20 protein-coding genes and 1 pseudogene are annotated in these 21,816 nt (G+C 51.1%); 3 read left to right on the top strand and 18 right to left on the bottom strand.

The window, feature by feature from the left end:
• From ACFOE0_RS12545 to ACFOE0_RS12490, 12 genes are all read right to left on the bottom strand, one after another.
• Positions 1-1,026 (bottom strand): protein-glutamate methylesterase/protein-glutamine glutaminase, encoded by a 1,026-nt coding sequence (locus tag ACFOE0_RS12545; RefSeq protein ID WP_248936888.1) that lies wholly within the window; start codon positions 1,024-1,026, stop codon positions 1-3.
• 35 nt (positions 1,027-1,061) lie between these two features.
• Positions 1,062-1,847: a CheR family methyltransferase gene (locus tag ACFOE0_RS12540; protein WP_248936889.1), complete on the bottom strand. Its 786-nt coding sequence runs from the start codon at positions 1,845-1,847 to the stop codon at positions 1,062-1,064.
• 41 nt (positions 1,848-1,888) lie between these two features.
• On the bottom strand, positions 1,889-4,522 hold the full coding sequence (locus ACFOE0_RS12535) for a methyl-accepting chemotaxis protein (protein WP_248936890.1): 2,634 nt from the start codon (positions 4,520-4,522) through the stop codon (positions 1,889-1,891).
• Between the two features lie 23 nt (positions 4,523-4,545).
• Positions 4,546-5,100 (bottom strand): chemotaxis protein CheW, encoded by a 555-nt coding sequence (locus ACFOE0_RS12530; RefSeq protein ID WP_248936891.1) that lies wholly within the window; start codon positions 5,098-5,100, stop codon positions 4,546-4,548.
• 11 nt (positions 5,101-5,111) lie between these two features.
• Positions 5,112-7,130: a chemotaxis protein CheA gene (locus tag ACFOE0_RS12525; protein ID WP_248936892.1), complete on the bottom strand. Its 2,019-nt coding sequence runs from the start codon at positions 7,128-7,130 to the stop codon at positions 5,112-5,114.
• A gap of 27 nt (positions 7,131-7,157) precedes the next feature.
• Positions 7,158-7,520 carry a response regulator gene (locus ACFOE0_RS12520; RefSeq protein ID WP_248936893.1) on the bottom strand — a complete coding sequence of 121 codons (363 nt, stop codon included), beginning with the start codon at positions 7,518-7,520 and terminating at the stop codon, positions 7,158-7,160.
• A 14-nt stretch (positions 7,521-7,534) separates the two neighbouring features.
• Positions 7,535-7,816, bottom strand: coding sequence for an STAS domain-containing protein (locus tag ACFOE0_RS12515; RefSeq protein ID WP_248936894.1), 282 nt, complete (start codon positions 7,814-7,816; stop codon positions 7,535-7,537).
• A 213-nt stretch (positions 7,817-8,029) separates the two neighbouring features.
• Positions 8,030-8,656, bottom strand: coding sequence for an SCO family protein (locus ACFOE0_RS12510; RefSeq protein WP_248936895.1), 627 nt, complete (start codon positions 8,654-8,656; stop codon positions 8,030-8,032).
• 2 nt (positions 8,657-8,658) lie between these two features.
• Positions 8,659-9,582 (bottom strand): heme o synthase, encoded by a 924-nt coding sequence (gene cyoE / locus ACFOE0_RS12505; RefSeq protein WP_248936896.1) that lies wholly within the window; start codon positions 9,580-9,582, stop codon positions 8,659-8,661.
• Between the two features lie 13 nt (positions 9,583-9,595).
• Positions 9,596-10,579 carry a COX15/CtaA family protein gene (locus tag ACFOE0_RS12500; RefSeq protein WP_248936897.1) on the bottom strand — a complete coding sequence of 328 codons (984 nt, stop codon included), beginning with the start codon at positions 10,577-10,579 and terminating at the stop codon, positions 9,596-9,598.
• The gene (locus ACFOE0_RS12495; RefSeq protein ID WP_248936898.1) at positions 10,579-11,115 is read right to left on the bottom strand and encodes a hypothetical protein; all 537 of its coding nucleotides are present in this window, start codon (positions 11,113-11,115) and stop codon (positions 10,579-10,581) included. Before ACFOE0_RS12495 ends, ACFOE0_RS12500 begins: the two co-directional genes overlap by 1 nt.
• Before the next feature lie 37 nt (positions 11,116-11,152).
• A complete protein-coding gene (locus ACFOE0_RS12490) occupies positions 11,153-11,866 on the bottom strand; it encodes an SURF1 family protein (RefSeq protein ID WP_248936899.1) in 714 nt (237 codons plus the stop codon).
• A 24-nt stretch (positions 11,867-11,890) separates the two neighbouring features.
• Here ACFOE0_RS12490 and ACFOE0_RS12485 point away from each other — a divergent pair, with 24 nt between their 5' ends.
• Positions 11,891-12,109: a DUF2909 family protein gene (locus tag ACFOE0_RS12485; protein ID WP_248936900.1), complete on the top strand. Its 219-nt coding sequence runs from the start codon at positions 11,891-11,893 to the stop codon at positions 12,107-12,109.
• A 2-nt stretch (positions 12,110-12,111) separates the two neighbouring features.
• On the opposite strand, the gene ACFOE0_RS12480 is transcribed toward ACFOE0_RS12485, so the two are convergent.
• From ACFOE0_RS12480 to lexA, 6 genes and pseudogenes are all read right to left on the bottom strand, one after another.
• Positions 12,112-12,987, bottom strand: a complete 876-nt coding sequence (locus tag ACFOE0_RS12480; RefSeq protein ID WP_248936901.1) for a cytochrome c oxidase subunit 3 — start codon at positions 12,985-12,987, stop codon at positions 12,112-12,114.
• Positions 12,984-13,631: a cytochrome c oxidase assembly protein gene (locus ACFOE0_RS12475; RefSeq protein WP_248936902.1), complete on the bottom strand. Its 648-nt coding sequence runs from the start codon at positions 13,629-13,631 to the stop codon at positions 12,984-12,986. Before ACFOE0_RS12475 ends, ACFOE0_RS12480 begins: the two co-directional genes overlap by 4 nt.
• Positions 13,632-13,633: 2 nt before the next feature.
• On the bottom strand, positions 13,634-15,244 hold the full coding sequence (gene ctaD, locus ACFOE0_RS12470) for a cytochrome c oxidase subunit I (RefSeq protein ID WP_248936903.1): 1,611 nt from the start codon (positions 15,242-15,244) through the stop codon (positions 13,634-13,636).
• A 27-nt stretch (positions 15,245-15,271) separates the two neighbouring features.
• Positions 15,272-16,378, bottom strand: a pseudogene (gene coxB, locus ACFOE0_RS12465) (cytochrome c oxidase subunit II); the annotation flags it as partial.
• Between the two features lie 376 nt (positions 16,379-16,754).
• The gene (locus ACFOE0_RS12460; RefSeq protein WP_248936904.1) at positions 16,755-17,252 is read right to left on the bottom strand and encodes a cell division inhibitor SulA; all 498 of its coding nucleotides are present in this window, start codon (positions 17,250-17,252) and stop codon (positions 16,755-16,757) included.
• Complete coding sequence (gene lexA, locus ACFOE0_RS12455) at positions 17,249-17,869, bottom strand: transcriptional repressor LexA (RefSeq protein ID WP_115136461.1); 621 nt, start codon at positions 17,867-17,869, stop codon at positions 17,249-17,251. The genes ACFOE0_RS12460 and lexA overlap by 4 nt, the downstream gene beginning before the upstream one ends.
• A gap of 157 nt (positions 17,870-18,026) precedes the next feature.
• Between lexA and plsB the strand changes: the two genes are divergently transcribed.
• Both plsB and mtr read left to right on the top strand, forming a co-directional pair.
• Positions 18,027-20,444, top strand: a complete 2,418-nt coding sequence (gene plsB / locus ACFOE0_RS12450) for a glycerol-3-phosphate 1-O-acyltransferase PlsB (RefSeq protein ID WP_248936905.1) — start codon at positions 18,027-18,029, stop codon at positions 20,442-20,444.
• Positions 20,445-20,538: 94 nt separating this feature from the next.
• Entirely contained in the window at positions 20,539-21,786 is a 1,248-nt protein-coding gene (gene mtr / locus ACFOE0_RS12445) for a tryptophan permease (protein WP_248936906.1), read from the top strand.
• The last annotated feature ends 30 nt before the right edge of the window (positions 21,787-21,816 follow it).

The following is a 21,816-nucleotide window of genomic DNA, read 5'->3' as shown; positions in this document are numbered from 1 at the left end:
TTAATCGACTTTCAGCAGCTCCAGCAGACGTGATGCAATACGGCTGAGGGGCTGCTGCTCCTGCACGGCTCCCACATCCACAGAGGCGCCAGGCATACCCCATACCACAGAGCTGGCCTCGTCCTGCGCCAGGGTATAAGCCCCTTGATTCATCATATTCAACATGCCATCTGCACCATCTTTACCCATGCCTGTCAGCATCACTCCAATGGTTGTTTTGGCTGCACAGTCGGCAATGGAGTTGAATAACACCTCTACCGAAGGTTTATGGCGATTGACCGGCTCTGAGTCCTGCAACATGGTGTAGAGATGAGCTCCACGGCGGACCACCACCAAATGCTTGTCTCCCGGGGCCACATAGACGTTGCCATTTTTGAGCATCTCATTGCCGTTGGCTTCCTGCACCGTCATGGCAGATTTTGAGTCCAGCCGTCTGGCAAAGGATGCGCTGAAGGCAGCAGGAATATGTTGGGCTATTACAATCGGAGGAAAATTTTCCGGTAGCTGAGACACTACCTGGGCAATCGCTTCTGTTCCGCCGGTAGAGGCTCCGATCGCGATAAGACGGTTTTTGAGTTTCAGCCCGGGTTGAGGCTCAGGCTGGCTTGGCAGTATCGGGGTGGCTCTGATACGACAGCGGGCAGCCAGACGAATCTTGTCCAGTAACTCATCCTGATACTCAACCAGTTTATTACTGAGATCATTTTTGGGTTTGGCTATGTAGTCCACGGCGCCCAGACTCAGGGCTTCCAGTGTAATGGTTGCGCCTTTTTCCGTCAGGGTGGAGATCATGACGACGGGCATGGGCCGAAGCTTCATCAGATTACGCAGAAAGGCGATGCCATCCATTTTCGGCATCTCAACATCCAGTGTCAGTACATCAGGGTTGAGGGATTTGATCTTGTCCCGTGCCTCATAGGGGTCTTCAGCGCTTCCCACCACCTCTATGTCCGGCGCCTGAGATAACATATGAGTGAGCAGCTGTCTGACTAATGCAGAGTCATCCACTACCAAAACTTTGATCATATCTCTTTCCTTGTTGTTGGTTCCCGGCAGTTCTGCTAAATGGGTTTGTAGATAGTGTGTCCTATCAGGGAGAAGTCATCGGAGATCTGGTGCAGCGTCTCTGAGTGACCGATAAATAACGCGCCATCATCTGCCAAAAAGCGCCGGAACTTATTTATGATTTGCGTTTTTGTTTCGTTATCGAAATAGATCAGGACATTGCGGCAAAAAATCACATCGAACTTGCCTTGCATCGGCCAGTCATTAAGCAAATTAAGCTGTTTGAAATGAATGTGTTGCTGCAGTTTGTCCTTGATCTTTATCTGACTGCCGGAGCGCATCAGAAATTTTTCCTGATATTCGTTGGGGATATTCTCCAAAGCGTCCATGGGATATACCCCTGCCTGGGCTTTTTGCAGCACATTGGTATCCAGGTCTGTGGCCAGGATCTTGGTATCGCAGTTGGCATTGCCAAACAGACTCGCCACAGACATGGCGATACTGTAGGGCTCTTCACCGGTTGAGCAGGCGGAGGACCAGATACGGATCCTCCGTTTTTGTTGCTGCTGCCAGGAGGTCACCAGGGTATTTTTCAGATAATCGAAGTGGTGCTTTTCTCTGAAAAATGAGGTCAGATTGGTTGTCAGTGCGTTGATAAACTGACCCAGTTCGTCCGGGGTATCCAACAGGTACTGACAGTACTCCTTAAATGTTGCTAATCTGAGTGCTCTAAGCCGACGGCACAAGCGCGAGTACACCATATGTTGCTTGCGCTCAGGCAGAACTATCCCTGTCTGCCTGTAAGCGAGCTCCCGGATAAACCGGAAGTCCGCTGACGTCATTAAGAATTCCTTTTCTTCGCTCAGTTCCAATGTCTTTACTCCTAGAACTCATTCCACTCTTCATTACCTATATTGGGCTTACTGGCAGGCTCACCTGAAACCAGAGCCAGAGGTGCAGCGCTGGGCTCCATCATAGGTGCAGCAGAAGCTACAGCTTTATCCATCTTGAAGAAGCCCAACTGGCGACGCATATTGCGGGATTGCTCTGCCATAGCATCACCGGCGGCCGATACCTCTTCTACCAGAGCGGCATTTTGCTGGGTCATTTCATCCATTTGCGACACAGCTTTGTTCACCTCACTGATGCCGGAGGATTGCTGCTCTGAGGCAACACTGATTTGATTAATCATCTCAGCGACCTTGGATACGGCATTGACGATTTCCTGCAGGGTTTCGCCGGATTGGTTGACCAGAGAAGTACCATCTGTAACCTTATTTACGCTGTCGCGAATAAGATCCTTAATCTCCTTAGCTGCCCCTGCACTGCGCTGCGCCAGATTACGAACCTCACCGGCGACCACAGCAAAGCCTCGGCCCTGTTCACCCGCTCGTGCGGCTTCCACTGCCGCATTCAGTGCCAGCAGGTTGGTTTGGAAGGCGATTTCATCGATAACACCGATAATATCCGAGATGCGCTTACTGGATTCATTGATAGCTTCCATGGCACTGACTGCCTGCTTGACCACTTTACCGCCATGGTTGGCCTTGTCGCTGGCTTCCTGAGCCAGGTCATCAGCCAGGTTGGCATTGTCGGCACTTTGACGCACAGTGGTAGTCATCTCTTCCATGCTGGAGGCGGTTTGTTCCAAAGATGCTGCCTGCTCTTCGGTACGCTGACTCAGGTCTGCGTTACCTTTGGCTATCTCTTCAGCCCCTGCAGTTACTGTGCTGGCTGACTCCAGAATACCGTTGAGTACTTCTGTCAGACGTGACACAGTGGCATTGGCATCTGTCTTGAGCTTGCCAAACTGACCCTGGTATTCACCCTGGATCTGACGGGTCAAATCCCCTTTGGCCAGGCCATCAAACATATCGACCACATCTGAAATGACGTCGTCGGCGATACTGACGAGCTTGTTCAGACCATTGGACAGGTTAAGGAAGAAGCCCTCTTTATCTGCAGTGGAGATACGGCAGCTGAGGTCACCCGCATTGGCGGCAGAGATGATGTCATCGATCTCATGTTCAATCGCCACTTCTGCGGTGCGGTCAGCCCACTCAACCACAGTACCGATACGCTCACCAGAGTCATCGATGATAGGGTTGGCGATAATCTTGAAGGTACGTCCACCTACGTTCAACTGGCTGGTAAAGGTACTGCTTAACCCTGCCAACATGCCTCTTTGGTGAGCCGGGTTTTTATGGAAAATATCGATATTGGTGCCTATCAGTGAATTGCTGTCGAATTTTGGCAGGTCTTTCACTATGTCCGATTGCGCTTTGCGGAACATGTTCATCACTGACTTGTTCAGATAGATAATGTTGCAGTCGGCATCTGCCACCATGGTATTGGCAGTCACGTTATCCAATGCCTGTTTGATGCGGGCATTTTCAGCTGACAGCCGAGCTTCCTCTTCTTCGCGCTGCAGTCGAGCCGTGACATCAGCCCATTCCACCACGGTACCTGTACGGACGCCGTTATCGAAGATAGGTGTAGCGATGAGGTTGAACTTCAGGCCAGCCACTTCAATACGGGTCTTGTAGCTGCTGGTCAGATTCGCCAGCATACCTCGCTGGTGAGCGGGGTTTTTGTGGAATACATCGATATTGGTGCCAATCAAGGTCTGGCTATTAAAGTGCGCCAGGCTTTGCTTGAGTTTAGCCTCGTTAGTGCTGAGCATCTTATCGAGTGAGTCATTCAGGTAGATAATGTTGAGGTCGGCGTCTGCCACCATAACATTAGCCTGACATACATCCAGCGCCTGTTTAATACGGTTGGTTTCCCGTTGGTTATGCTCGCTCTCGGCTTGCATTGCCTTTTCTTTGGTCAGATCTTTCCATTCAACAACAGTTGCAATGCGCTGATGGTCATCATCGAACACCGGAGAGGCGATCAGGTTGAAGGTACGGCCACCCACGGTAATTTCGCTGTTGTGAGCACTGCGCAGACCGGCAATCAGACCTCGCTGATGAGCAGGGTTCTTATGGAACATATCCATGTGTGCGCCTGCGAGTCGCTTACTGTTGAACTCAGGCAGTTCTTTGCGAATATCTGATTCAGCATTATCCAGTGCTTTTTGCAGAGACTCGTTGAGGTAGAGGATTTCACCATCAGGGCTGGCAAGCATCACATTGGCCTGACAGATATCCAGTGCCTGGCTGGTAATTTCTGACAGATCGTTGCCAGCTTTGGGCTGCTTGAATTTGGCCGTTAACGCCATCCAGCCCGGCAGGGCCAATCTGGAGAAACCTGTGGAATTGCCATCCAGTGCCAGTGACAGCTCCTGAAACGCCAGCGAGACTTGTTGATCCATCTGGTTGATTTTGGCGTAAGCCAGTGCGAACACCACAATGGCGCCAACCTGTGCAGCGGCAACCCAGACTGAGGGCACACTGGCCAAACTGAGCACAAGGCCCAGCAGACTAATGGCTATACCCGCGCCAGCGAGGGGGGCAGCCCCGAGTGATGTCGAAGTTTCTGCAGTGGACGCTGCAGTCATTTTGCTTGCTTCCATTCGTCCGTCCTCTTAAGACCCTGTTACGCGATTGCCTCAGTGGGCTGTGCTTTATCTAGTGTTTCAATCATTTGTGATAGCTTTGCTGCATCCGGCAGCACCTCTGAACCCAGTAATAGGTTGATATCCAGCAGGATGACCATCTTCTCGTTTACATTGGTCAGCCCCTTGATAAACCTGAGATCCGCTTCCTGACCAAAGTCCGGCGCTGAGCGAATGCTGCCATGGTTAATGCTGAACACATCTGATACAGCATCCACCACTATGCCTATGACTTTCTGCGTACTTTCCACTGAAACCTTGACCACGATAACCACTGTGGTTGGGCCATATTCCAGCGAGGCGATGCCGAATCTTTGCCTGAGATCTATGATGGGCACTATGGTGCCTCGCAGATTGATCACCCCTTTGACATGCTCAGGGGCGTTGGGGATAGCCGTCGTCGGCTCCCATCCGCGGATCTCCTGCACTGAGAGTATGTCTACTCCATATTCCTCTTCGGCCATGATGAAACTCAGGAACTGCTGTCCTTCATGTTCCGCGACCGCCATGTTTTCTTCAGTGGCAATATTTTCCATTGTCAGCTTCCTTACGCTGCATGCTCGTTGCTATGGCCAATTCCTGCCAGATTGACCAAGCCCGCAACGTCGATAATGAGAGCTACTGTGCCATTGCCCAAAATCGTGGCACCAGATACGCCGGGTATACGTGTGTAGTTATCTTCCAGATTCTTGATGACTACCTGCTGTTGAGCGAGCAACTCATCGACCAACAGGCCGACTTTTTCGTTGCTGTTATCTACCACCATCACCAGACCGTCTTTGATGTCCTGGGCCTCTGCGTGATGGCCAAACTCTTTAAATACTTTGACCACAGGGACATATTCATCACGCAGTCGAATGAGTTCATGCTCATCGCTGAGACGGTTGATTCTTTCCTGAGAGACCTGCAGCGACTCGTAAATAGAAACCAGTGGTACTACATAGACGTGATCGCCAATGCGGACCAGCTGACCATCGAGAATCGCCAATGTCAGCGGTAAACGTATGGTAAAGCGACTGCCTTCATCCTTGCGGGAACGAAGATCTATGGTGCCGTTGAGTTCATGAATGTTACGTTTAACTACATCCATGCCTACTCCCCGGCCTGAGAGATCAGAGACGGCATCTGCAGTAGAGAACCCAGGCTTGAAGATCAACTGGTGAATGGCGTCATCGGACAGATCCTCATCCGGACCAACCAGGCCTTTTTCAACGGCCTTGTTGAGAATTTTCTCTGTATTCAGACCCGCACCGTCGTCAATAATCTCAATAACAATATTGCCGCCCTGATGATAGGCGTTGAGGGTAATGGAGCCGGTTTCAGGCTTACCCTTGGCGACTCTGTCTTCCGGAGATTCCAGGCCGTGATCCAGCGAGTTACGAACCAGATGCACCATAGGGTCGACAATCTTCTCCATCACTGTCTTATCCAGCTCGGTTTCCTCACCTTTCATAATGAGTTCAACTTTCTTGCCGAGCTGCTGACTGGTATCTCTGACCAATCTTGGGAAGCGGTTAAAGGCGAAGCTGATGGGGATCATGCGGATCTGCATAACGCTTTCCTGTAGATCCCGGGTATGGGATGCCAGTTGCTCCAGACCCTGTTGCAGCATGAGCACAGATTCTTGCGAGATCTCTTCCTGCTGACCTATCTGGCCCAGCATGGCCTGGGTGATCACCAGCTCACCCACCATGTTGATCAGCATATCTATCTTCTCTGTGCTGACCCGGATAGAACCGCCGTCAGTATTCTTGGATTTTGCAGCGCCTTTAGCCTGAGGTTGTGAGGTGACAGCCTGGACTACAGCAAGCGTTTCTGTCTCGGTTCGCTCTTGTTCAGCGGGCTCAGTAGTGATTTGTTCGTAACTGATTTCACACTCATCTTCGACCCACTCGAAGGCTTCTTTGATCTTTTCCTGAGGCTGATCCGTTTCCAGCTCAAGTTCCCAGCTGAGATAGCAGGCTTCTGGGTCATAACCATCCAGGGGTGGCATCTCTTTGGTGAGCAGAGTGACATTGAGTGAGCCTATGTCTCTAAGTTCATTGAACATCAACATAGGGTCATTGCCGCAGCGCATGATGTGCTCGCCAGCAATAAAGCGGATCCGCCAGATTTGGCTTGCCGGAGTATCTGCAGCCGGTTCTTCATCAGCACTGGTCTCTGAAGAAGCCTGGTTCTCGGCGCCGAGCGCTTCATTCAACCTTTGCTCCAGCTCCTGCAACTTGGGATCGGTATACTCTGTTTCTGCCATCAGGGCGTCGAGCATACCCCGCAGTACATCCACTGAGTGCAGTAGAATATCGACATGATCCGGCAGCATCTTGCGCCTGCCATCACGGATTTCATCCAGCAACGTTTCCAGCAGGTGAGTAAAGTTGGCTACAGCGTTAAACCCAAAGGTGCCACTGCCACCTTTAATTGAATGTGCTGATCTGAAGATGGTATTGATAGCTTCATCATCCGGGTTATCCACATCCAGATTCAGTAGCTCTGCCTCCATCGCAGCCAGACCTTCGATACTTTCTTCAAAGAAAACCTGACTGAACTGACTGAGATCGATATCCATATGCCCTTGATCTCCGTGATCCTGTTATTAACCCAAGACTTTACGTACTGTTGCCAACAACTGGTCCGGATTGAATGGTTTGACAATCCAGCCGGTTGCGCCGGCAGCTCTGCCTTCCTGCTTTTTTTCACCACCGGATTCGGTGGTCAGCATCAGCAAGGGAGTAAATTTGTAGGCGGGCAGATCCCGCAGATTTCTAATCAGTGTGATGCCATCCATCACGGGCATATTTACGTCTGATATCACCAGATCGTATTGCCCCTGCTGTGCCACCTTGAGAGCCTCATCGCCATTACAGGCCTCAGTGACATCGAAACCTGCTGTCTTAAGCGTGAAGCCCACCATTTGACGCATTGATGCTGAATCATCAACTGCAAGTATTTTCTTCATATGCTGTGTTCCTTTCAGATGTCGGAAAATAGCGCAGGGATTTCAATTCCCAAGCTTTGAAGTTGTGCCTGCAACTCAGCTGTACCGTTTTGCCAGGTGAGTCGGTGAGAGTCGCTTTCATCAAGTTTGGCTAACAAGTGCAGTAGTTGTGCTCCTGCTGTATCAACCTGAATCAGCTTGCCTGCATCCAATGTCAGGGCGTCTCCCTGAGCCAGATGTTCATGCAATTTGGTATACACATCCTGTACGGATCTGATGGTGAGCTCTGTGTCGAAAGTCTCTGTGTAATCTGGCATTAGTCATCCCCTGAACTTGAGCCAACGTCTCCCTCTATCAACAAAAGATAGTCGTCAATTCAGAGTATTGCCTGCCATGGAAAAAATTTTTTTAGCTTGGGGAGCTAAGGATTAAAGGAATGGGTCGGTAGAGGGTACAACTAAGGTCGCAGATTTTGCGGCAGGAAGTATTGAGCAAGCGGATCCCGACATGAGTATCGGGATCCGCCGGGCTTAGAGAGATTGGATCGTCTGAATGTCCGAGACCATTTCCTGAAGCCGGATTTGAGGCAGGGATTTGCCATCGCTACGGGGCTTGACCACTGCGACCTTCTCCCCTTTGGGGTTGAGTAATACCATGGATGCACTGTGGTCGACCGTGTAGTCTTCGCCCTCGCCGACCATGGCATAGATCATCCCAAGTTGGCGGGTGAGGGGAAACAGTTCGGTATGAGGAGCGGTAGCTGCAACAAACTCTGGGTTAAAAAATTCCATATAACTGGCAAGTTTATCCTGAGTATCACGCTCGGGATCTACGGAAATAAACACCACACGCAACGGAGCTTCCTCATTGAGATCTGCATAGGCTGCTGCCAATTTTCCCATGGTGGTGGGGCAGATATCCGGGCAGGAAGTAAAGCCAATAAAAATCAGGCTCCATTTTCCATTAAGGCTGTCGTTGTTAAATGGATTGCCATACTGATCCTTTAGTTCGAAGGGCGCCAGGGCTCTCGCCTCCGGGAACAGATAGCTGGTTTTTAATTCCGGCGGTGACTGATGTTGACGCCACTGGGAAGCGGCCAACACTCCCAGGGTCATCAGCAGCACCGCAGCGACAATGATAAAGGGTCGCTTCATCATGCTCAGCTCCACAGATAGTGATCGGCCAGCAGGGCCAGGAACAGCAGCATCAGGTGATAGATAGAGAACTTGAACACATTCATCGCCAACCCAGGCTCATCTGCATACTTCAACTGCCAGGCTTTATAGATAAAGGCGCAGCTGAGAAGGGTGGAGCTGACCAGATACAGAGGCCCGGACATGCCTACCAGCACGGGCAACAAACAGGCGATAGCCAGCAGGAAGGTGTACAGCAAAATGCAAGTCTTGGTGAACTCTGTGCCATGGGTAACAGGCAACATAGGCACGTCCACTTTGGCATAATCGGCTTTGCGGTGAATAGCCAGAGCCCAGAAATGGGGGGGGGTCCAGGTGAATATAATAATGACCAGCAGCAAGCTGTGACCATGGAATTCACCTGTCACTGCGGTCCAGCCAAGCAGGGGAGGCATAGCGCCTGCAAGACCACCAATCACTATGTTCTGAGGAGTCGCTCGCTTCAGATAAGCCGTATACACAATGGCATAGCCAATAAGGCTGGCGAAGGTGAGCCAGGCGGTAATGGCATTCACCAGGGTATACAGAATGACAAAGCCCAATACTGCCAGCAGTAAGGCAAAGGTTAGAGCATGCCCAGCGCTGACTTTACCTTTGGGCAGGGGGCGGTTATAGGTGCGGGCCATTTGCCCGTCAATACGTCTGTCAATCAAATGGTTCAGTGCTGCAGCGGCACCCGACATCATGGCGATGCCAATCAAACCGAAGATCATTGGCTGCAGCGGAACACTGCCCGGCACCGCCAGACACATACCCACCAATACAGTGAGTAGCATCAGCGCCACCACCTTGGGTTTTGTCATTTCATAGTAGGCTCGCCACTGAAAGGTCATAGGCTGACGCGAGGCACTGCTTGTTTGTGGGGTCGCCACCTGTGTTGATTTCGCCATACTCAACTCCTTGTTATGCCTTGCGCCACAGGGCGTAATTGATATAAACCATGGTCAACAGCAGGAGCGCTGCGCCAACATTGTGGGAAACTGCGATGCCCAGAGGCAGATGAAGCACGATATTGGAAATACCCAGTCCTATCTGTACGGCAAGCACCAGTACCAGCAGTACCGCGCTACTGCGAAGCCGGCCGGATTGAGCTGTGCGCCACAGCTTGAAGGCCAGCCACAGCAAAATACCGGCTGTGACAACAGCTCCAAACCTGTGCACCACATGGATAGTCATGCGGGTGTGATAATCCAGTACACCATATTCAAAGCTGGGGTGGTCACCCTGAAATGGGGAAAACGCCTTGGCCAGCTGCAGATTAGCCATCCAGTCACCTTCACATACTGGGAGCTGGGTACAGGCAAGGGCGGCATAGTTGGATGAGGTCCAACCGCCCAGCAGTATCTGCAGAACCACTACCACCAAACCGGCCATGGCCAGGGGGGCCAGTTTGCGGGCTGTGCTGTCGCCCCCGGGGATTCTCAGGGGTTTGGTTCTCAAATAGAGCAACAGCAATAGTGACAGTAACGTAAAGCCGCCGAGCAAATGACTCATCACCACTATGGGCATCAGCTTCATGGTGACAGTCCACATCCCCAGCAGCGCCTGAAAGATAATCAGGGCTGAGATAAAGATAGGAAGTTTATTGGGAGCTTCAGGATCTCTAAGGCAACGGATCAGAATCCACAGCACCAGCAGACCCAGGGTACCGGCTACATATCTGTGGATCATCTCAAGCCAGGCTTTATAGGGTTCGACCTCCTGATCAGGGAAGAGGTTGTCAGCTTTAGCCAGCTCATGGGCTTCATCGGGCACAGTCAGATGACCGTAACAACCAGGCCAGTCCGGACAGCCCAGACCCGCATCCTCAAGGCGGGTATAGGCACCCATGATGATGACGAACAGGGTAAAGATCAGGGTGAGTTTAAGCAGAGATTTCAGTGTCATCAGCCAATCCTCGACAACTTGAGCATTTTTCTGAGATCTGCCAGCAGATCTTTGCCCTGTGCGATTTGTGCATCCTTGCCGGATACCGTGGCATAACGCATCACCAGATTACCCATGGGGTCGACGATTACTATCTCGCCGCCTGCCAATTGGGACGCCATCGCTGAAGAGGGTGTCATGACCGGCATGTCTTGAGCTGTCTGTGGTATTGCAGCCTGAGGCTGCATGACAACAGGGGTGACTCTGTCCCTGTATTTGCCCAGTGCGGTATGGCTTTGTTTGATGACATAAAGGCGATCCTGACACTGGGTGTTGCAGTTTGCAGGAGGCATATAGATCACCTGCCACAGGCCTTTATGGGGATTTTCCATGCCCAGAGTGGAGTAGTTGACGGGCTCGTTGATTAACACGCCCTTATTGGTGACTCCACCCTGATACCAGTGATTATCCAGTACCAACTTGGCCAGTATCACCGGCAGAATAAAGGCGACGAGCACCAGTATCAGACTTAAGCGGCTTTTAAATAGGGAGTTCATCTTGGCTCCTCTGGTTATGATGCGAAATGACATCTTTTCAGTTCGCTTTTCTGTACCTCTGTCTCAGCACAAAAAAGACACTCAGTAAAAATAAAGCCGTGGCCATGGAGAACCACTGTACGGCATATCCCATATGCTTTTCTGGCGGCATCGGAATGGGATGCCAGGATCTGGGTAGCGATACTCCCGCCAAATTGTCCGGTTGCAATGCCAGCGCCATGACCGGAAAACCCAAATGCTCGTTCAACTCAACAAAGTTGAGGTTTTGTATTCTTAAAGGGGAGTGGGTGTCTGCCAGCAATTTGTGGCTTAACGGATTTGCCTCCTTGCGATACACCTTTCCCTGTAACAGGACTTCGCCCTGTACGCTTGGTACCTGCGGCAACTGAGATCTCTGTCGCGGCGCAGGTACAAAGCCAAGTTCAACCAAAATTCTGGGGCCGGATTGGGTGACCTCGAATAACTGATAAGCCAGATATCCAACCCTGCCATCAACCACCTGGTTATCGAGCAATATCAGAGGCCCGGCCAGAGCGGAGGCGCTGAGCTGAAAACGGTAACCACTGGGGTTGTCATCATTCTCAGCCAGTACCAACAGCTCACTGAAGCCCAGAGGTCGCTCCTTCATTCTGGACTCAAGCTGTGCCTGCCACTGGGTCTTCTCTTCTGCTCTGGACAATTGCCAGAAGCCGAGCTTGACCATCAGCACAAATATCCCCAAAGTGAGCAGTACAAAAATCGCTCTAATCATCTTACCTCGATGCAAGGACTGCCAATGAATCTCGTGTTGCTGTTTAAAATTCTGTTAGTGCTCTTATTACTCTTTGTCCTATTTAACCTGGGACGGGCACTTTTCATTATGCTCAGAGGTAACAGTCAGCAATCCATGAGTCAGTTTCTTGGTCGCCGGGTACTGTTTTCAGCTCTGATAATTATCCTGCTGTTGATCGCATTGGGCAGCGGATTGGTTACTCCAAATCCGCGCCCTTACTAGCGTTAAAGGATATAAACGAATACAAACAGGCACAGCCATACCACATCGACAAAGTGCCAGTACCAACTGCCTGCCTGGAATGCAAAATGGTGCTCAGGGGTAAAGTGTCCCTTGAGTACCCTCATCAGCAGCACAATCAGGAACACCGCTCCCAGTGTCACGTGCATGCCGTGGAAACCGGTAAGTAGAAAGAAGGTGTTGCCATAGATACCTGAATCCAAGCGCAGCCCCATATCCTGATAGGCGAACTTGTATTCGTAGACCTGACCGACCAGAAAGGCCAGACCCAAGGCTATGGTAATCGCCAGCCAGAACTTGAGCAGGCCACGCTTGCCCTTTTCCAGACTGGTGTGGGCGAAATGCAGTGTTACTGAAGAGATCACCAGAAGTATGGTGTTCATCAATGGTAATCCCTGCCAGCCCATCGCTTCAGTTTCTGTTCCATCCGGCGTCTTAATCAGTGGCCAGAATGCTTCAAAAGTCGGCCAGAGGATTTCATGGGTCATGGCGTTATTGGAGGCTCCGCCAAGCCAGGGCACTGAGAATTGTCTGGCATAGAACAGGGCTCCGAAAAAGGCCACAAAGAACATAATTTCAGAAACGATAAACCAGCTCATCCCCTGTCTGAAGGATCTGTCCATCTGTGCCGAGTAAAGGCCTCGCATCGACTCATCGATAACATTTCGGAACCAGCCAATCAGCATAAATAAGATTACACAGATGCCGGCCAGCAATACGTAACCGCCTACACCGCCACCCGTTTCCAGCTGAGATACAAAAGTGCCTGCACCCCAGGCAATTAAAAACAGACCTATCGCGCCGACAATGGGCCAGGCGCTTTGGGCCGGTACATAGTAGGCTTCATGTTTGGTTGTCATCTAGCGACTCCTTGCTCTGCATTCCCGCCGCCCAAGGTGTATCGGGCGGTGAAATCAGAATGCTTGGTTGTCTTTTGGTTATCTTGTTTCACCTGCTCACTCCCCCCTGTACTGTCCATCTGGGCAGTAATATCAAACAGGGTGTATGAGAGAGTCAGGGTGTTGATTTCTTCTGGCAGGTCGGGGTCAACATAAAAAATCAGAGGCAACTCCGCACTGGCATGGGCCATCAGGGTTTGCTGGTTAAAACAGAAGCACTCTGTTTTATTGAAATAAGCTGCCCCGGTTCCCGGAGAAACTGAGGGAATAGCCTGACCTACCATAGTGGCGCCGGTATTATTGGTTGCCAGAAACTTGGTTCTGATAAGCTCACCGGGATGAACCTGCATACGTTTGACCTCAGGCCCGAACTCCCAGGGCATTTTTCCCGGAACCATGGCCACAAACTCCACTGACACCAGACGACTGGTGTCTATCTCCATGGGCTTGTAGGTAACGGCAGTTTCATTGGTTTTGCCATTGATCCCCAGTACATCACACAGAACGTCATACAGGGGGACCAGCGCAAAACCAAAGCCGAACATGCCTACTGCACCCAGCAGCAACAAACCTATCAGCTTTCGATTTTGCGTTGACTGACTCATGATTACTTCACCTCGGGCGGCGTGCTGAAAGTATGGTAAGGAGCAGGACTTGGGACTTCCCATTCCAGACCTTCCGCGCCTTCCCAGGGCTTGGCTGCCGCTGCTTCACCGCCTCTGATGCACTTAATCACTACCGCCAGGAACAGGAGTTGCGACAGACCAAAGGCAAAGCCACCAATAGAAACAATCTGGTTGATATCGGCGAACTGCAGTGCGTAGTCAGGAATACGTCTTGGCATACCTGCCAAACCGACAAAGTGCATAGGGAAGAAGAGCACGTTCACCGAAATGAGCGAACACCAGAAGTGCCACTTGGACAGGGTGTCGTTATACATATGGCCGGTCCACTTTGGCAGCCAGTAGTAGGCGGCCGCCATAATGGAGAACACTGCACCTGATACCAGTACATAGTGGAAGTGAGCGACCACAAAGTAGGTGTCGTGATACTGGAAATCAGCAGGCGTGATAGCCAGCATCAGACCTGAGAATCCACCAATGGTGAACAGGATGATAAAGGCCAGCGAGAACAACATTGGGGTTTCGAAGGTCAAAGCACCCCGCCACATAGTGGCTACCCAGTTAAAGATTTTCACCCCTGTAGGCACTGCAATCAGCATGGTGCAGTACATAAAGAAGAGCTCTCCCGCCAGGGGCATACCTGTGGTGAACATATGGTGCGCCCAAACCAGGAAGGAGAGAATCGCAATACTGGCGGTGGCGTATACCATTGAGGAGTAGCCAAACAGCTTTTTACGACTGAATGCAGGCACAATGGAGGAGACGATCCCGAACGAAGGCAGGATCATGATGTATACCTCAGGGTGACCGAAGAACCAGAATATGTGCTGGAACATCACTGGGTCACCACCACCGGCAGCATCAAAGAAGCTGGTGGCAAAGTACTTGTCTGTCAACACCATAGTGACCACACCTGCCAGCACCGGCATCACCATAATCAACAGGAATGCGGTGATCAGCCAGGTCCATACGAACAGCGGCAGTTTCATCCAGGTCATACCCGGTGCGCGCATATTGACTATGGTAACGATGACGTTGATGGCACCCATGATGGAGCTGATACCCATGATGTGTACTGAGAACACAAACAGGGCGGTGGAGTCAGGGCCATAGGTGGTTGAAAGTGGAGCATAGAAAGTCCAACCGAAGTTAGGGCCGCCACCTTCCATAAACAGCGAACTGAGCAGGATAAAGAAGGCGAATGGCAGGATCCAGAAGCTCCAGTTATTCATCCTTGGCAGCGCCATATCGGGCGCACCAATCATCAAGGGGATCATCCAGTTGGCCAGACCGGTAAATGCCGGCATTACTGCGCCGAATACCATAATCAGGCCGTGCACTGTGGTCATCTGGTTAAAGAAGTTGGGGTCAACCAACTGCAAACCAGGCTGGAACAGCTCAGCCCTGATCACCAGTGCCATAGCACCGCCGACCAGGAACATAATGAAACTGAACCAGAGGTAAAGCGTACCGATATCTTTATGGTTGGTAGTGAGTATCCAACGCATTATGCCTTTTGGTGGCCCATCATGATGGTGATCGTCATGGGAGACCGGATCCAACGTGGCATCTGTGTCTTGTGTCGTGGTGTTCATCTATCTGTCTCCCCGTTATTTTTCAAAGTTGCTGACATCAGCAGCCTGAACTACATCGCCGGTGTCATTACCCCAGGCATTACGCTCATAGGTAACAACTGCGGCAATTTCCTGCGCTGTCAGCTGCTTGGCAAAGGCCTGCATGGCTGTGCCGGGTTTACCATTGATCACTATGTCAAGGTGGTCACCGACAGGGCCCTGAATAATCGGGCTCTTAAGCAGTCCGGGGAAGACACCGGGAAGACCGGCACCATTAGGTTGATGACAGGCGGCGCAACGAGCCATATAAACCTGTTCGCCCTGAGCCATGAGTTCATCCATGGTCAGAGTTTGTGACAGAGACGCTTCAGCCTGAGCTGCGGCTTCAGTAGCTGCCTGCTTCTGGCCTGCAATCCAGGCGTCAAATTCGGCTTCAGGCATAGCTTCTACCACAATTGGCATAAAGCCATGGTCTTTACCGCAAAGCTCGGCGCATTGACCCCGGTAGGTACCGGGCTTATCAATCTTGGTCCAGGCTTCGTTGATAAAGCCCGGGTTGGCGTCCTTTTTCACCGCAAAAGCAGGTACCCACCATGAGTGAATCACATCTTCAGAGGTCACAAGGAAGCGCACTTTCTTATTGATGGGCAACACCAGCGGCTTGTCGACTTCAAGCAGATAGTTGGCATCCTTGGGCGCCTTGTTGTCTATCTGGTCTCTGGGAGTCGACAAAATAGAGAAGAACTCAATCTCCTCGTTGAAGTATTTGTAGTGCCACTTCCATTGCGAGCCTGTCACCATCACAGTGATATCGGCATCGGAAGTGTCTTCCATGGCAATCAGGGTACTGGTGGCGGGAACCGCCATACCAACCAGGATAAGGAATGGGATCAGCGTCCAGATAATTTCAACTTTGGTGCTTTCGTGAAATTGCGCCGGAACAGCGCCTTTGGACTTACGGTGATTGAGCATGGAGTAAAACATTAATCCAAACACAATCAGACCGATGACACAGCAAATAAGTAAAATCGTCATATGCAGGTCATAGACCTGATTACTTATTTCTGTGACCCCCTGGGTCATGTTGAGCGGCAATTCCGATGCCGCCAAAGTGGGAGAAAAAATCCCCACTAATAAATACAGCCAATGCTTCAAAAGACATCTCCTCTGTATAATTGCAATCGCAACTACAAAGAAGAGTCACACAGTAAATCTCTGCTCTATGTTAACTCTTCGGTTCCCACAATAAGCAACGAGACTGCAAGTGTATTCGGTGCGGCTTTTTTGCCTTATATCACCGACTGCAAACAACACACTAATCGCTGTACGTCCGACTATTTATTCTGGCACCAACTTCTTCCGGTCAGTTTTTTTGAGGAGAGTAGTTGGGCAGAAAACTTTGCCCTTTAAATTTACATTACTTGCTGAGTAAATATTGATCAAGCTCAAGGCGCAAATGAAATTTCTTGGGTGAATATAAACAGTTAAGCCCCAGACTCGGGGCTTGGTAGGATAAGTTTGCTACTAAAGATCAGTGGAAGCTGTGCAGATTCAGGCTTGCCGGAGAGCAGTTTGTTATGCGTGGCTCATGGCTAGCATGTGAGTGAGTGTTTACATCCTCAATTAACCAACCCGTTGCACGGGCGCTTTTTGCGACCAACTGCAATCGTCTGTGATCCCTGGCATCCAGGGGTGCGGACCAGGTAATTACAGCACTGGACGTACCACTTGTCAGTGCTCTCTCCATCGCCCAAAGTGTCTCGACTTCATCGCGAGTGCGCACCAGAAGGATTCTATCCATCCGAACACCTGCCTGGGCCAGCAGACGCTTATATTCAAACTTAGGGGCGTTAATCAGAACCACCCAGCGACCCTGCTGACTCAGTTGAGCCAGTTGAGGAGCACAGGACTGCAATTCCTGCAGACCGGAATTATCACTCTGCAGAGTGTGTATTTGACCGGCCTGTGAGGCAGAGCTTGATTGCCACAATCCAGGGTGACGTGGTGCGATTCCCATTAACTTGTTCATAGCCAATCTCCGTTACGAATCACCCCAACTGCCAGGCCTTCAATTGTCAGCTGTTGGCAGGTTAAATCGACCTTGATGGGGTTGTATGCTTCATTTTCAGCGTGCAGATAAACCACATTGCCTTTTTTCTCGAAGCGTTTAACTGTGACGTCATCCTCTACACGGGCGACAACAACCTGTCCGTTACGGGCGTCCTGAACTTTATGTACTGCCAGCAGATCGCCTTCGAGAATCCCAATATCTTTCATACTGTCGCCGCGAACACGCAGTAGAAAGTCTGCTGCGGGGCGGAACATGGCTGGGTCAACCTGATAGTAGTTCTCGACATGTTGCTGGGCGAGGATAGGCTCACCTGCGGCAACCTGGCCGATTAGCGGCAGACCGGCATCATCATTTTGGGCTTCTTCATGGGGAAGGCGGATCCCCCGGGAGGTGCCTGGCATGATCTCGATATAGCCTTTCTTGGCCAGCGCCTTGAGATGTTCTTCTGCAGCATTGGCGCTGCGGAACCCCAGTGTTGAAGCAATTTCAGCACGGGTAGGTGGCATGCCGGTATCGGCAATGTTGCGTTTAATCAGCTCAAGGATTTCAGCTTGGCGCGGCGTCAGCGGTCTCATGTCAGTCCCTGTTTTTTCATACAGTACCTGTCAGTATATACAGTATTTTATACAGTGCAAGTATTGTTCAACTACTGTCTGATACTGTGCGTGGCACAACTCCTGTTATGTCTGATATTCTATGTGCAATTCAATGTGATGTAGATTGCAGCAAATAATGTCCAAACAAGACTCTTTTTGGTTGAAGTCCCTGAGATGGATTCAGGACAAACTTGTCCATACCATTACCGTGCCACAGCACCCTTTTGAGGATCTGAATCTGGATCCCGAGCGCCCTGTGGTTTATGTCCTTAAGACTGCTTCTTTCAGCGATATGAACGTGTTGCTGAATATCAGTCAGGAGTTGGGGTTACCAAATCCCAATGAACCTTTGCACCTGAAAGGTCGCACGATTCCCCGTGTGGTTTGCCTTGAAGGAGCCAAGCCCTTGTTTGGTCAAAGAGCCGGTAACGAGCCTTTCCTGGAGGCCTTTACTCAACTGCTTGAGCTGCACCGTCAGGACAGTGAGTTGGATGTTCAGCTGGTGCCTGTCAGTCTGTTTTGGGGACGGACACCGGGCAAAGATGACGACACTATGAAGGCCGCGGTGCTGGAGCGTGAAGATCCAAGCTGGCTTCGTAAGGCCCTGATGATTCTGTTCCTGGGACGACACAACTTTATTCAGTTTTCCAATGCTGTGTCTCTGCGCTATATGGCAGATGAGCATGGCACAGATCATTCCATCGCCCACAAACTGGCCCGTGTAGCCCGGGTTCACTTCCGTCGTCAGCGCAAAGTGATGACAGGACCGGCTTTGCCTAATCGCCAGAACCTATTCCATTCGCTGTTGAACTCAGAGAATGTGCAGCGCGCCATCGCAGAAGAAGCCAGTTCCAAGCAGATTTCAGAGTCTGAAGCCAAGGCCCGTGCCATTGAGTATATGGATGAGATTGCGGCTGACTACTCAGACTCTCTGGTTCGTATTGCAGAGCGCACCCTTACCTGGCTCTGGAACAAGCTGTATAAAGGGATTAACATCCGTGGCGCCGAGCAGATCCGCCAGTTACATCACGACGGTCATGAGATCGTGTATGTGCCCTGTCACCGCAGTCATATGGACTACCTGCTGCTCTCATATATCCTCTACTTCCAGGGCATGGTGCCGCCGCATATTGCTGCGGGTATCAACCTGAACTTCTGGCCTGCAGGCCCGATGTTCCGTCGTGGCGGCGCTTTCTTTATCCGTCGCAGCTTCAATGGCAACAAACTCTACACCGCTGTATTCCGCGAATACCTGGATCAGCTGTTCGCCAAAGGCTATTCAGTTGAGTATTTCACCGAAGGTGGACGTTCGCGTACCGGCCGTTTGCTTGTACCAAAAACAGGTATGTTGGCGATGACAGTCAACAGTGTGCTGCGAGGCATTGAGCGTCCGGTTACCCTGGTACCTGTCTATCTGGGCTATGACCATGTGATGGAAGTAGCGACTTACCACAAAGAGTTAAGCGGTAAGAAAAAGGAAAAAGAGTCTGTTTGGCAGGTGTTCGGAGCGATTCGTAAGCTGCGTAACTTTGGTCAGGGTTATGTCAACTTTGGCCAGCCCATTACGCTGCAGAGTTTCCTGACAGAAAATGTAGAAGATTGGCGTGAGCAGGTCAGCAAAGACCCGGAAAGCAAGCCAAGCTGGCTGACCCCAGTGGTGAATCAGTTGGCCAATCGTGTGATGACCAATATCAATGATGCTGCAGCGGCCAGTGCTGTGACTCTCAACAGTGCAGTGCTGCTGGCTGCCGAGCAGAACGCGCTGGAAAGAAGCCAGCTTGAGAAACAGTTGGATCTCTATCTGAAGCTGCTGAAAGAAGTTCCTTACACCAGCTATATGTCGGTGGTAGAGGGGGATGGCGCGTCTTTGGTTGACCAGGGACTTGAGTTGAACAAGCTGGTACAGGAAGCGGACGCGCTGGGCACTATTATCCGTCTTGATCCGGTACAGACCCTATCCATGACCTATTACCGCAACAACATTATTCACCTTTTGATTGTTCCGGCCCTGATAGCCAACTGCCTGACCCGCTATGAGCATTGCTCCCGTGAGCTGGTGCATCAGGTGGCCCGGGAGTTTTATCCTTTACTGGAAGCTGAACTCTTCATGGGCATCGAGGATCTGCCCGGCTATGTAGACCAGCTGTTGGCCCAGTTCCATGAAGAGCAACTGATCTCAGGCGAAGACACCTATACCGTCAATCAGGACAAGAGTCATATGCTGTTCCTGCTCAGCGGGCTGATCAGTGAGACCATGCAGCGTTATGCCATCATCTTTAACCTGCTGGCGGCGCGTCCGAACATAGAACGTTCCGAGCTGGAAGCTGACAGCCACCTGTTGGCGAAGCGCCTGGGTGCATTGCACGGTGTTACTGCGCCGGAGTTCTACGACAAGAAACTCTACGGCACCTTGAGTGTTCGTTTGAAAGACCTTGGATACCTAGCTGGCAAGGCTGAGCCTGAGCAAATTGACCGGGTTCGCAGTCATGCTAACAGGCTCTTGCGTTCTTCGGTACGCCAGACCATAGTCGACGCAGTTGCGGCCGAGCATTGATTCCCGGCCAATAAAAAGCGTATCTTGCTTATATACCAACGCCTGCCAACGCAGGCGTTTTTTATCGCTGATTACAATTAATAATGGAAAGAATATGGCGAATCACATGAATGCAGCCCCTGGGGGCAAATCACTGCTGGGTGGGGCGATGATTGTCGCGGGGACCACTGTTGGCGCGGGTATGTTTTCACTGCCGGTGGTGAGCGCAGGGATGTGGTTCAGCTATGGACTCATGGTGTTGCTGGGCATCTGGTTTATTATGCTGATGTCTGGACTCCTGCTGTTGGAAGCCAATCTGCACTTCGAGCCCGGTGCCAGTTTCGATACTTTGACCCGGGAAACTCTTGGACGTTTCTGGCGAATTGTCAGCGGTCTTTCTATCGCGTTTGTACTCTACATCCTGACCTACGCGTATATCAGTGGCGGCTCCTCTGTGGTAAATCACAGCCTGCAGGGATTGGATATCAGTTTGCCGCAAAGCGTCGCGGGCCTGGCGTTTGCCGGAATTCTTGCAGGGATAGTACTGATCAGCACCAAGGCGGTTGATCGCATTACCACCATAATGCTCGGTGGGATGATCATCACCTTCTTCCTGGCAATTGGTAACCTGTTGCTGGAAGTGGAACCATCCAGGTTGTTCAGCCCCAATGGTGAGCAGTCCTACGCACCCTATATTCTGGCGGCGTTACCGTTTGGTCTGGCGAGTTTTGGTTATCACGGCAATGTGCCAAGCCTGGTGAAATACTATGGCAAGGCGCCGACCACCATTATCAGAGCCATCTTTATAGGCACCTTCCTTGGACTGATTATCTATGTGTGCTGGTTGATTGCGACCATGGGGAATATCAGTCGAACCGGCTTTGTGGATATTATTTCCCAGGGCGGGAATATGGGAGTGCTGGTTGGTGCCTTGCAACAGGTTATGGCATCTGATTGGCTCGGCACTATGTTGACATTATTCGCCAACCTGGCAGTGGCTTCATCGTTTCTCGGTGTGACTCTGGGACTGTTCGATTATCTGGCGGATCTGTTTGGATTTGATGACTCATTGAGTGGCCGCGCCAAGACCGCATTGGTAACTTTTGTTCCGCCAACCTTGATGGGCGTGTTGTTCCCAAATGGCTTCCTGGTTGCCATCGGCTTCGCTGCATTGGCTGCCTGTATCTGGGCCGTGATTGTGCCAGCCTTGATGGCCTACAAAACCCGCCAGATGTATCCGGACTATCAGGGCTTTAAAGTTCCCGGCGGCACTCCTTTGATTATTCTGGTTATTGCCTTTGGCTTGGTGACCGGAGTATGTCATCTGCTGGCGATGGCGGATCTGCTGCCTGTGTATGGTTAATACCAATCAGATACAAAAAAGGCCCCGCTG

This window comes from Shewanella submarina (assembly GCF_042646185.1).
Lineage (GTDB): Bacteria > Pseudomonadota > Gammaproteobacteria > Enterobacterales > Shewanellaceae > Shewanella > Shewanella corallii.
Note: the sequence above shows the minus strand (reverse complement) of the source record. Positions and strands in the feature narration are given on the sequence as shown.